Genomic DNA, 11,961 nt, shown 5'->3' with positions numbered 1-11,961 from the left:
GGGCGCCCGGGTGCTGGACCTGTGCGCCGGCAGCGGCTGCGTGGGGCTGGCGGTGGCGGCCCATGCCCCCAACTGCCGGGTGGTGTTGGCCGACCTCTCCGAGGGGGCCCTGCGCATCTGTAAACAGAACGTCCGCCGCAACAACCTCAATGCCAGGGTGACCTGCGTCCGGGCCGACGCCACCCAGGCCCCGGCGGCCAGCCTGTGGGACTTTGACGTCATCGCTTGCAATCCACCCTACATCCCCCATAAGGACCTGCCCGACCTGGACGTCTCGGTGCGGGACTATGAGCCCTGGGGCGCCCTGGACGGCGGCCTGGACGGGCTGGACTTCTACCGGGCCATCGCCCGGCATTGGGGCACCGCTCTGCGGCTGGGCGGCAGTCTGATCTTTGAGGTGGGGATCGGACAGGCATCCGATGTGGAGAAGATCATGGCCGAAAATGGCTTTGAGAACATCGTCACCCACCAGGACACCCAGGGCATCTGGCGTGTGGTGGAGGGGACCGCAAACCATTGACGCCGGCTCTGCCGGTACTGAGAACGGAGTGAGTCATTTGGCAGATAAAAAGAAAAACCTGGTGGAGACCCCTGCCCCCGCCAGTGATAAGAAAAAGGCTCTGGAGACCTGCATGGCCCAGATCGAGCGGACCTACGGCAAGGGCTCCATCATGCGTCTGGGCGAGAACACCGGCGTGGTGGTGGAGGCCATCCCAACGGGGTCCCTGTCCCTGGACCTGGCCCTGGGCATCGGCGGTGTTCCCAAGGGGCGCATCGTGGAGATCTACGGCCCCGAGTCCTCCGGTAAGACCACCCTGGCACTCCACATTGTGGCCGAAGCCCAGAAGCGGGGGGGAGAGGTGGCCTTCATCGACGCCGAGCACGCTCTGGACCCCTCCTATGCCCAGGCCCTGGGTGTGGACATCGACTCCATGCTCATCTCCCAGCCCGACACCGGCGAGCAGGGTCTGGAGATCTGCGAGGCCCTGGTCCGCTCCGGCGCCATCGACGTGGTGGTGGTGGACTCGGTGGCCGCCCTCACCCCCAAGGCCGAGATCGAGGGCGACATGGGCGACTCCCATGTGGGCCTGCTGGCCCGCCTCATGAGCCAGGCCCTGCGGAAGCTGGCCGGCTCCATCGCCAAGACCAACTGCATCGTCATCTTCATCAACCAGCTGCGTGAGAAGGTGGGCGTCATGTACGGCAACCCGGAGGTCACCACCGGCGGCCGGGCCCTGAAATTCTCCGCCTCCGTCCGCATGGATGTACGCAAGGTGGAGACCTTGAAGACCGGCTCTGAGATGATCGGCAACCACGTCCGGGTGAAGGTGGTCAAAAACAAGGTGGCCCCCCCCTTCCGGCAGGCCGAGTTCGATATCATGTTCGGCCAGGGCATCGCCAAGACGGGCGAGCTCATCGACCTGGGCGTCCAGCTGGACCTGGTGCAGAAGTCGGGCTCCTGGTTCGCCATGGGGGAGACCCGCATGGGCCAGGGTAAGGAGGCCGCCAAGCAGTATCTGCTGGATAACCCCGAGGTGGCCGAGCAGCTGGAGGCCGACATCCGGGCCAACTCTTACAAGCTGCTGCCCACCCAGGCCAAGGCGGCGGCCAAGGCCGCCGGTAAGGCGGTGGACGTGTCCGCCGAGGATTTTGAGGATGCGGATCAGTAAGCTGTCCGCCTCCAAGCACAAGAAGGGCCGTATCCTGGTCCAGCTGGAGGGGGGCGAGCTCCTCCGGGTGGGCGAGCGGGAGGTGGTGGCCTTTGCTCTGTACGCCGGAAAGGAGCTCACGGAGGAGGAGAAGACCGCCCTGGAGCACGCGGCCCGGGAGAGCGGACTGAAAGACCGGGCGCTGAATCTGCTCACCGCCCGTCCGCTCTCCCGCAAGGAGCTTATCGGACGGCTGATGGAGCGGGCCGACGCCACTGAGGAGGAGGCCGGGGCCGTGGCCGACGAGCTGGAGGGGCTGGGCTTCCTCGACGACCGAACCTACGCCGAGACCCTGGTGCGCCACTATTCCGCCAAGGGCTACGGCCCTTACCGGCTCCGGGAGGAGCTGCGCCGCCGTGGCGTGCCCAGGGAGTACTGGGATGAGGTCCTGGAGGAGCTGGACGATCCGGCGGAGGCCATCGACGCCTTTCTGCGGCAGAAGCTGCACGGGAGCCTCACCGACCGAAAGGAGCTCAAACGAGTCTCTGACGCCCTGGCCCGCAGGGGCTACCACTGGTCCGATATCAGCGCGGCCTTGCGCCGCTACGACGCATCACTGGAGGAGGATGAACCATGAACGCCATGGAATGTCTGCTCACCCGCCGAAGCATCCGCAAATACAAGCGCGAGCCCATCCCCCGCGAGACCCTGGAGGAGATCCTGGCGGCGGCCTGTTGCGCCCCGTCGGCCATCAACATGCAGCATTGGCACTTTGTGGTCATCCAGACCCCGGAGAAGATGGAGGAGTTCCGGGAGGTGATGCGCCGGGTCATGACCGCCTTCCGCCCGGTGCTGGAGGACCGGTTCAAGAAGCACCCGGAGACGATCCAGGAGACCGAGAGCTTCCTGGTGAGCCTGGGCGGCGCGCCGGTGGTGGTTCTGGCCTTCTTCCTCAAGGACGACTATCCTGACCGGGACGGCGCCATGCAGAGCGTCTCCGCCGCCATTGAGAACCTGATGCTGGCCGCCTGGGACAAGGGCATCGGCTCCTGCTGGATGTCGGCTGCCCAGCGCATGGGCTTCGGCCCCGAGCTCCAGGCCAGGTATGCCCCGGAAAAGGGGGAGTTCGTGGCCGCCATCTCCCTGGGCTGGCCCGACCAGGCCCCCAAAATGCCGCCCCGACGGGAAGGGCGCTGCGTGTTCCTCTGATTTGAACAAAGAAGGAGAGCATCCATTTGAAAGTTGCATTCGTATCCCTGGGCTGCGCCAAGAATCTGGTGAACACCGAACAGATGATGGCCCTGTGCCGGGCGGCGGGCTATACCGTCACCGGGGAGCCCGAGGGGGCTGACGTGGCGGTGGTCAACACCTGCGGCTTCATCGACTCCGCCAAGAGCGAGGCCATCGACACCATTTTGTCCATCGCCCCGCTGAAAAGCGCCGGAAAGCTGAAAAAGCTGCTGGTGGCCGGCTGTCTCACCCAGCGTTACCAGGATGAGATCCTGGAGGAGCTGCCCGAGGTGGACGGTATCCTGGGCACCGGCAGCTACACCGACATCGTCCCCGCCGTTGAGTCCGTGATGGAGGGAGACACCCCTACCTACTTCGGGGACATCGACCACACCATTGAGGACGGCGAGCGGCTGGTCTCCACGCCCCCCTATACCGCTTACTTAAAGATCGCCGAGGGCTGCGACAACCGCTGCGCCTACTGTATCATCCCCTCCCTCCGGGGCCGCTACCGCAGCCGGACCTTCGAGTCCCTGCTGGAGGAGGCCAGAGGTCTGGCAGAGAGCGGCGTCAAGGAGCTGCTGGTCATTGCCCAGGACATCACCCGGTACGGCACCGACCTCTACGGCCGCCGCCGTCTGGCTGAACTCCTCACCGAGCTTTGCAAAATGCCCTTCCACTGGGTCCGGCTTCACTACCTCTACCCCGACGAGATCGACGACGAACTCATCGAGGTCATCGCCCGGGAGCACAAGATCGTCAAGTACCTGGACATCCCCATCCAGCACATGAGCGACAAAGTCCTCAGATCCATGAACCGCCGGGGGGACAGCGCCCTCATCCGGGACGTGGTGGGCCGCATCCGGGCCAAAATGCCCGAGGCGGTGCTGCGCACTTCCATTATCGTGGGCTTCCCCGGGGAGGGCGAGGCGGAATTTGAGGAGCTGTGCCAGCGGCTCCCCGAGCTGGATTTCCAGCGGGCGGGGGTCTTTCCCTTTTCCTGCGAGGAGGGCACTGCCGCCGCCGGAATGGCCGACCAGGTCCCCGCCGACGTGGCCCAGCACCGGGCCGAGCTGCTGGTGGACCTCCAGTCCCGGGTCATGGACCGTTGGAACGAGGACCGGCTGGGCACCGTCATGGAGGTCCTCTGCGAGGGCTTTGACGCCGAAATGGGCTGCTGGGCGGGCCGGACCTATGCCGACTCCCCGGACATCGACGGCCATGTCTACTTTACCGCCGCCGGTACCGTGCCCGCCGGAACCTTTGTCAATGTACGCATCACCGGCGTGTCCGACGGCGACCTGACCGGCGAGATCGAGGAGTGAGACGATGAATACAGCCAACAAGCTCACCATGACCCGGGTGGTCATGATCCCCATTTTCCTGGCGGTCCTCTACCTGGTCATCCCGCCCTACAACCACTACATCGCCCTGGCCATCTTCATCCTGGCCAGCATCACCGACTTTATCGACGGCTATGTGGCCCGCCACTATGACCAGATCACCGACTTCGGCAAGTTCATGGACCCCCTGGCCGACAAGCTGCTGGTGGTCTCCGCCATGCTGTGGTTTATCGAGAGCGGCCAGATGCCCGCCTGGGCCGTCCTCATCGTCGTAGCCCGGGAGTTCGCCGTCACCGGCCTGCGGCTGGTGGCCGTAGACAACGGCCGGGTCATCGCTGCCGGCTGGTCCGGCAAAGTGAAGACCGCCTCCACCATGGTGTGTATCTGCATCATGCTGCTGAGCATTCCCGCCTGGCTCAACACCGTGTGCGTGGTCGTCATCGTGGCCACCACCCTCTACTCCGGCGTGGAGTACTTTGTCAAAAACCGGGACGTCCTCAACTGGAAGAAGTGAAAAAACGGTCCCCGGCAGCCTTGAACAGCACCCCACTTATTAGACAGTATGATATTCTGTCTAATAAGTGGGGTGATTTATTGTATTTCGCCTTCTGGTTATGCCGGGTGGGCCTATTGGCGCGCATTCCGTCAGGTTATGATTGAATTCCCTTGCTCTTTGTTTCAACATAGCACGCCTTGCGGTGGATCGATGATGGAAATATCTTTCATGATCCCTGTAAGCCATAAAGAACAGCAATGGGGGCCGTTGGAACTCACCAACGGCCCCCCATTTGTTGACCACATAAACAGCCACAGACGGCACCGGAGCACTTGGAAATTATGCAGTCAAAGATGGCTTGAAAGGAAACAAAATCGCGAGAATATAGCTAAAAATAATCAGAAATTGCACAAAAAGATTTTTCTTATCTCTTTATTTATTTCTTCCAACTCCTCACACGGCGTCTGCCTCCGCGTTTTTGCCCAGACGGCGCAGCATGGTCTTTTTTACTGCCCGGAAGATATTCTCATATCCGGTGCAGCGGCACAGGTGGCCGGACATCTGCTTGCGGATCTCGTCGTCGGAGTACTCCCGGCCGGACGCCAGGATCTCGGTGGCGCTCATGATGAAGCCGGGGGTGCAGAAGCCGCATTGGACGGCGGCCTCGTCGATGAAAGCCTGCTGGATGTCGGAGATCTCGCCGTTGGGGCCGGCCAGCCCCTCCAGGGTGAGGATCTCCTTACCGTCGGCCCACACTGCCAGGTAGATGCAGGAGTTGAAGCACTCCCCGTTCACCAGCACGTTGCACGCGCCGCACTCCCCAACCTCGCAGCCCTTTTTGATGCTGGTCAGGCGGTAGTCATCCCGCAGCATATCGGTCAGAGAGGCCCGCACGTCGATCATTTTTTCCACCTGCTTGCCGTTGATGGTGCAGCGGACCAGCTTGTATTGCTTACTCATGGATCACACCTCCTGCAAGAAGAATGGACTCGGTGAGCGCCCGCTCGGCCAGCGTTACCGCCAGGTGCTGCCGGAAGTCCTTGGCCGCCCGCCAGCTGTCTCTCGGATTGACGTCCTCCAGCACCGTCCGGGCGAAGGACCTGACGGCTTGCCTCGTGGTGGGCTGCCCCTTGGCGGCCCCCTCTGCGGTGCGGGCCCGCATGGGGATGGGGCCGGCTACGCCATAGGCGATGCGGACATCCTCCATGGTCTGCCGGTCTGCCGACAGCCTCACATTGACCGAGCAGCCGGTGGTGGCGATGTCCATAGCGTTGCGCATGGCATACTTGATGTAGTGGCCCTGGTAGCCCTCGTAGGCCGCCTTGGGGATCAGGATGCCGGTCTGGAGCTCACCGGGGCGCAGATCCACCTGGCCGGCCTTGATATAGAAGGCTTCGATGGGCACCCGCCGGACCCCGTCCGGACCGGTGAGCTCAATGACAGCGTCCCAGGCGAAAAGGGTGGAGGCCGAGTCGGCAGAGGTAACGCCGTTGCAGGTGTTGCCGCCGATGGTACCGATGTTGCGGATCTGGGGGCCGCCCACCTGGTCCACCGCCTGGCCCAGCACGTTGATGTACCGCTGGATGAGGGGGTCCCGGGTGATGTGGGAGAAGCTGGTGAGGGAGCCGATGCGGAGTGTGCCGTCCTCCTCCAGTGTGACGCCCCGGAGTTCGTCCAGGCCATAGATGCTGACCAGCTCCTTGCCGGCCCGCTTGCCCTCACGGATCTGTACCAGCACATCGCTGCCGCCGGCGATGATCTGGGCCTCCGGGTGTTCCAGCAGCAGCTGGATCGCGTGGGGAACGCTTTCCGCTTCATAAAGCGCCTTGATATCATACATGGCCGGGGGCCTCCTTTTCGATCAGTCCCTCCTCCGTAAAACGGCGGAAAAGGTTGTGTGGGTTGACCGGCGCTTCGTTGACGAATACGCCGGTGGCCTGATAGACCGCATTGCGGATGGCAGGCGCCACCGAGCAGGTGGGCGGCTCGCCCAGCGCCTTGGTGCCGAAGGCGCTGGTGGGCTCCGGATTCTCCACAAAGAAGGCCCGCAGGCGGGGATGGTCCATGAAGGTGGACAGTTTGTAGTCCAGCAGATTGTTGTTCAATACCCGGCCGCTCTTGGGGTCAAAGAGCATCTTCTCCGAAAGGCCGAAGCCGATGCCCATGCTCATGCCGCCATGGACCTGGGCCTCTGCCAGCGCGGGGTTGATGATGGAGCCGGCGTCGTGGACGTTGACGACGTCCAGCAGCTTCACCTTGCACATGGGGATATCCACCTCCACCTCGGCAAAGGTGCAGCCGAAGGAGTAGGCGTTGGACTTGATCTGGGCGGTGCTCTCGGCAGTGATGTGCTGGCTGTGGGTCAGGCTGTAAAGGGCCTGTGTGGCCAGCTCGCCTAGGGTCATCAGCTCCCGCCCGTCGGTGATACGGACGATCTTCCCCTCCACGAGGTCCAGATTGTAGGGCGGCATCCGGGTCAGCTCCTGGGCATAGGACAAAATGCGCTCCTTCAGCAGCTGGCCGGTCTGCCGGATGGAGAAGCCGGCGGTGTAGGTCTGCCGGGAGGCGTAGGCGCCGGTGCCAAAGGGGGTGACGTCGGTATCCTGGCAGGAGACCACATGGACCATGTCCATAGGGATGCCCACCACATCGGCGGCCATCTGGGCGTAAGCGGTGTCAGCGCCCTGACCGATCTCGGTCTCGCCCAGCTGGACCTGGATGGAGCCGTCCTGATTGAGCACCATCCGGCAGGAGGAGGTCTCCAGCGAAATGGGCCACACGGCGGTGTTGTACCAGAACACTGCCATGCCGATGCCCCGGCGGACGTCCCCGGTCTGGTGCTGGTAGGCTTCGTATTTGCGCAGGTAGTCGGTGGCCTCTATGCCCTTGTCGATGCACTGGTTGAAGGTGTCCGAGTAGAGCTCATTTTTGGAGAAAGGGTCCACGTAGCCTACCGGCATCAGGTTCTTCCGCCGGAATTCGATGGGATCCATACCCAGCCGGGCGGCCACCTCCTCGGTGTGGCACTCCACCGCCCACATGGCCTGGGGGATGCCATAGCCCCGCATAGCGCCGGCCACCGACTTGTTGGTGAATACGGTATAGGCATCACACTCCACATTGTCGCAGGGGTAGAGCTGGGGGAAGGCCCCCATGCCCTTGGCCACGATGCTGTGCCCGTGGGAGGCATAGGCCCCCTGGTCGGAGAAGGACTCCAGCTTCCGGGCGGCAAAGGTGCCGTCGGGGCGGACCCAGGAGACGATATGGTTGCGGATGGCGTGGCGCACTCGAGTGGAGACAAAGGTGTCCTCCCGGGGAATATCCAGCTTGACCAGGTGGCCCCCCAGCTGCACGCACAGCCAGGCGCAGAGCGGCTCATAGAGCACATCCTGCTTGTTTCCGAAGCCGCCGCCGATGTAGGGCTTGATTACCTGGATGCTGCCCCAGGGCAGGCCCAGGGCCTGGCCCACCACCCGGCGCACGATATGGGGGATCTGGGTGGAGGTCACCACCTTGATGCGCTCCCCGACCATCTCGGCGTAGCAGATGAAGTTTTCAATGTGGCAATGCTGGACCGCCGGGGTCTCGTACCAGCCCTCCACCTTGATAAGCCCTGGCTCCTGAATGGCCTCCTCATAGCTGCCCTTGCGGATGGAGGTGTGCTTGAGGATGTTATGGGGATAGTCCTCGTGGAGCTGCGGGGCCCCTTCCTTCATGGCCTCCTGGACATCCAGGACAAAGGGGTACTCCTCGTATTCCACACGGATGGCCCGAAGCGCCTGGTCGGCGGCCACCTCATTCTCTGCCACTACGGCGGCGATGTCGTCGCCGTAGAAGCGGACCCGCTGAGTCAGCACAAGACGGTCAGCCACGTCCTGGTGCTCCTCGTCGGTGGACCATGGGTGTCCGGCTGTGGCAAAATAGTGCTTTTCCTTCACATCGAAGCAGGTAAATACCTTGACCACGCCGGGGATCTGCTCCGCCTGAGAGACATCGATGGATGTGACAAGACCATTGGCAATGGTGGCGTGAAGAATACGGGCCACATAGGCGCCTTTGTCGCACAGATCGTCGGTATACTTTGTGCGGCCCATCACCTTGTCATAGGCGTCCACCCGCGTTACTTTCTTTCCTACATACACGCTTCATTCCTCCTGTTCCGTAGAATGATATCCCGTAAAATTCCGTCCGTTGACCTGTTGCTCCACGTAGAGCTTCATCTGCTGATAGCCCTCCCGGCTGATGACGATCTTCCCCCGCCGGAGCTGGATCAGCCCCAACTCTGCCAGCTTGCCGACACTGCGGTTGAGCGTTTTGATGGAAAAGCCGATCTCGTCTGCCAGCTGGCTCCTGGTCTTTTTCAGCTCCAGGGCGGCGGGGAGCGGCTGCCGCTGCTCAAATTTCCGGATCAGGTGGGTCATCAGTCTGTCCTTGCCCTCCAGGAAGAGATATTTCCTGGCCTCAGCCGTCTGGGCGATGAGACTGGAGATGTTCTCCTGGGTGCGCAGGAAGAGGGCCTCCACATCCATCCGCATCCAGTCCATATAGCAGGAGACGGGGATAGACAGCACCTGGCACCTGGTGGAGGAGACGATGCTGATGCGGTAGTGCTCCAGTCCGGCAAAGCATTCGATCTCGCCGAAAAAATCGCCGGGTCCGAAATCCTTGAAAGGGTAGGCCCGGGCGTCCACCGGCCACTCCACCCCGGTCACCTTGCCGGAGAGGACGATAAAAATATGGGTGCAGTCCGTACCGGCCTTGATAAAGGTCTGATCCGCTTCGATCTCCGTCAGGGTCATATAGTATTTGACGTCTTCTGTGCAGTTCTGGAAGAGGCGCTCCATCCTGTCCCGTTTTTGCGGCGGCAGTATGTTGAAAACATCCACAAAGACACCTCCCCTTGTTGCTATTATATCGTGAGTTTCACACAAAGAAAAGGCCATGTGACCTCTTTTCAAAATTTTTTCCTGTGGGCGGAACTCGCCCTGCCTAGCCCGCCGTCCACTGGAAAATTCTCTATCATAAAAAATTGATTGACAAAAAACATCTTTGATGCTACCATGGAAAAAACGCACAACAGACGTGATAAAAATAGAAAAAATTTATTGATCTTATATAGGCCCGCGATATGGGCGGGCGTTTCTACGGACTGCCATAAACAGTCGACTATAAGTTCCACCCCGGCGCAGCGCGCAGGGGACCGGAATCGATAGTCGGCCTGTTTGCGGCAGCCTTCTGTTTGTCTGAGACTCCATCAGGCGCTCGTATTTTGAAAAAGCGTACGCTGTCCGCTCTCTGGCGGCCGTCGTCTCCATCGTGTTCATTCTGCGCTGCGCCTTCATGACGCTGGGCTGACCTTGATAGGGAAAGTAAGGAGTTATTTATGACAGCTTTACATCCGTTTGTGATTCAGGGAGATATCTGTTACAGTACGTCGCCTCAGACCGTTGAGACGGTGGAGAACGGCTATCTGGTCTGTGAGGAGGGGCGCTGCGCCGGCGTGTTCCGGGACCTGCCCCAGAGCTGCCGGGACCTGCCCCAAATCGACTGCGTGGGCCAGCTGGTGGTGCCCGGACTGGTGGACCTCCATGTGCATGCCCCCCAATACGCCTTCCGGGGCCTGGGAATGGACCTGGAGCTTTTGGAGTGGCTCAATACCCACACCTTCCCGGAGGAGAGCAAATATGGGGATGCGGACTACGCCGACCAGGCCTACCGGCGCTTCGTCCGGGACGTGGCCCAGGGGCCCAACACCCGGGCCTGCATCTTTGGGACCATTCACACCGAGGCCACCATCCATCTGATGGACCTGCTGGAGGAAGCTGGCCTGTGTACCATGGTGGGCAAGGTCAACATGGACCGGAACAGCCCGGACAGCCTTCGGGAGACCGACGCCCAGGCCAGCGCGGCGGCCACCGCCGACTGGCTGCGCCGCATCGAGGGGCGCTACGCGCACACCGCTCCCATTCTGACTCCACGCTTCATCCCATCCTGCACAGATGAGCTGATGGAGGAGCTCCATCGCTTGCAGAGTCGGCTTCACCTGCCGGTGCAGTCCCACCTGTCGGAAAACCAGGGGGAGATCGCCTGGGTGAAGGAGCTGTGCCCCCAGGCCAGGCACTACGGCGACGCCTACCACCGCTTTGGCCTGTTTGGCGGAGAAGGCTGCCCCACCATCATGGCCCACTGTGTCTACTCCGACGGGGATGAGCTGTCCCTGATGAAGGAGCAGCAGGTCTTTGTGGCCCACTGCCCTGCCTCCAATACCAACCTGTCCTCCGGCATCGCACCGGTCCGCCGGTTCCTGAACGAGGGGATCCCCGTGGGGCTGGGCAGCGATGTGGCCGGCGGCACCCATACCTCCATCTTCCGGGCGATGGCGGATGCCATCCAGGTCTCCAAGCTACGCTGGCGGCTGGTGGACGCCTCGCTGCCCCCTCTGACGGCAGCGGAGGCCTTCTACCTGGGCACGGCCGGCGGCGGGGCCTTCTTCGGCCAGGTGGGCGCCTTCGCCCCCGGCTGGGAGTTCGACGCCATTGTCATCGACGATAGCCGCTATACCCCGGCGGGAGGACTAAGTCTGATGGACCGGCTGGAGCGATCCATCTACCTGTGCGACGAGCGTGACCTGAGACACAAATTTGTCCAAGGACGGCAGCTCTTCTGACCTTGATGGGGGACATGTTTTGCGTTGGCCATATAGTATAGAAAACGCCTGATTTCAGAGGGATTTTCTTGCCTCTTGTTTATTGAAATCAGGATTTGCGAATATTTCTAAACTGAATATCCCGGACAAGCTGCGGCCCATCACCTTGCATGAACAAGGGACGGAGGTGTGACCTCCGTCCCTTGTTTGTTTCTGTCGCAGATCAGCGCCGCTTCTTCTGCCGCTTGCGGAAGTCCTCCTCAATGGCGTCCTTCCAGTGGGCGTCCAAGGGGGCACTGCTCCGAACGGCGGCCACAGCCTGCCCCACCACCGCATAGTTCAGCCGAGTGCCCTCGCTGTCACAGTGGTAGTTCACCGCCCGGTCAGGGGCGATCCCCAGATGGCCCGCCGTCTCCACCGCGTCGATGTTGGCCCCCAGGAAGAGAAACTCCCAGCCGTATTTCTCCTTCTGTCGCCGGATCATCTCCGTTACCTTCTGGGCCGAGTAGTGGCGGCTGGCGTTTTCCATGCCGTCGGTGGTGATGACGAACAGGGTGTGCTCCGGCACATCCTCTCTCCGGGCATACTTGTGGATGT

General features: G+C 62.0%; 11 protein-coding genes, 1 pseudogene and 1 riboswitch. Of the genes and pseudogenes, 7 read left to right on the top strand and 5 right to left on the bottom strand.

The features are described from left to right. The 6 genes from Q0Y09_RS09870 to pgsA form a co-directional block, all read left to right on the top strand. Nucleotides 1-520, top strand: a 520-nt coding sequence (locus Q0Y09_RS09870; protein ID WP_297720928.1) for a peptide chain release factor N(5)-glutamine methyltransferase, incomplete at its 5' end; no start/stop codon positions are given. A 37-nt stretch (nucleotides 521-557) separates the two neighbouring features. Then, nucleotides 558-1,670, top strand: coding sequence for a recombinase RecA (gene recA, locus Q0Y09_RS09865; protein ID WP_297720925.1), 1,113 nt, complete (start codon nucleotides 558-560; stop codon nucleotides 1,668-1,670). After that, nucleotides 1,657-2,286, top strand: a complete 630-nt coding sequence (locus Q0Y09_RS09860) for a RecX family transcriptional regulator (protein WP_297720923.1) — start codon at nucleotides 1,657-1,659, stop codon at nucleotides 2,284-2,286. The genes recA and Q0Y09_RS09860 overlap by 14 nt, the downstream gene beginning before the upstream one ends. Continuing rightward, nucleotides 2,283-2,858, top strand: a complete 576-nt coding sequence (locus Q0Y09_RS09855) for a nitroreductase family protein (RefSeq protein ID WP_297720920.1) — start codon at nucleotides 2,283-2,285, stop codon at nucleotides 2,856-2,858. The genes Q0Y09_RS09860 and Q0Y09_RS09855 overlap by 4 nt, the downstream gene beginning before the upstream one ends. A gap of 26 nt (nucleotides 2,859-2,884) precedes the next feature. Continuing rightward, nucleotides 2,885-4,204 (top strand): 30S ribosomal protein S12 methylthiotransferase RimO, encoded by a 1,320-nt coding sequence (gene rimO, locus Q0Y09_RS09850; RefSeq protein ID WP_297720917.1) that lies wholly within the window; start codon nucleotides 2,885-2,887, stop codon nucleotides 4,202-4,204. 4 nt (nucleotides 4,205-4,208) lie between these two features. Then, nucleotides 4,209-4,736, top strand: a complete 528-nt coding sequence (gene pgsA, locus Q0Y09_RS09845) for a CDP-diacylglycerol--glycerol-3-phosphate 3-phosphatidyltransferase (protein ID WP_297720915.1) — start codon at nucleotides 4,209-4,211, stop codon at nucleotides 4,734-4,736. Nucleotides 4,737-5,171: 435 nt separating this feature from the next. Here pgsA and xdhC read toward each other — a convergent pair whose 3' ends face one another. From xdhC to Q0Y09_RS09825, 4 genes are read right to left on the bottom strand one after another with little or no spacing between them, the layout of a single operon-like run. After that, entirely contained in the window at nucleotides 5,172-5,678 is a 507-nt protein-coding gene (gene xdhC / locus Q0Y09_RS09840) for a xanthine dehydrogenase subunit XdhC (protein WP_297720912.1), read from the bottom strand. Further along, nucleotides 5,671-6,558, bottom strand: coding sequence for a xanthine dehydrogenase subunit XdhB (gene xdhB / locus Q0Y09_RS09835; RefSeq protein WP_297720910.1), 888 nt, complete (start codon nucleotides 6,556-6,558; stop codon nucleotides 5,671-5,673). Before xdhB ends, xdhC begins: the two co-directional genes overlap by 8 nt. Beyond that, on the bottom strand, nucleotides 6,551-8,860 hold the full coding sequence (xdhA, locus tag Q0Y09_RS09830) for a xanthine dehydrogenase subunit XdhA (protein WP_297720907.1): 2,310 nt from the start codon (nucleotides 8,858-8,860) through the stop codon (nucleotides 6,551-6,553). Before xdhA ends, xdhB begins: the two co-directional genes overlap by 8 nt. Before the next feature lie 3 nt (nucleotides 8,861-8,863). Then, on the bottom strand, nucleotides 8,864-9,604 hold the full coding sequence (locus Q0Y09_RS09825; RefSeq protein WP_297720905.1) for a Crp/Fnr family transcriptional regulator: 741 nt from the start codon (nucleotides 9,602-9,604) through the stop codon (nucleotides 8,864-8,866). A 205-nt stretch (nucleotides 9,605-9,809) separates the two neighbouring features. Next, nucleotides 9,810-9,907, top strand: a riboswitch (purine riboswitch). A gap of 194 nt (nucleotides 9,908-10,101) precedes the next feature. On the opposite strand from Q0Y09_RS09825, the gene Q0Y09_RS09820 reads away from it, so the two are divergent. Then, entirely contained in the window at nucleotides 10,102-11,385 is a 1,284-nt protein-coding gene (locus Q0Y09_RS09820) for an amidohydrolase family protein (RefSeq protein ID WP_297720903.1), read from the top strand. Between the two features lie 202 nt (nucleotides 11,386-11,587). Here the strand turns inward: Q0Y09_RS09820 and Q0Y09_RS09815 are convergent. Continuing rightward, nucleotides 11,588-11,961 (bottom strand): annotated as a pseudogene (locus tag Q0Y09_RS09815) (hypothetical protein); the annotation flags it as partial.

The organism is Intestinimonas sp., assembly GCF_026169115.1.
GTDB lineage: Bacteria > Bacillota > Clostridia > Oscillospirales > Oscillospiraceae > Intestinimonas.
Note: the sequence above shows the minus strand (reverse complement) of the source record. Positions and strands in the feature narration are given on the sequence as shown.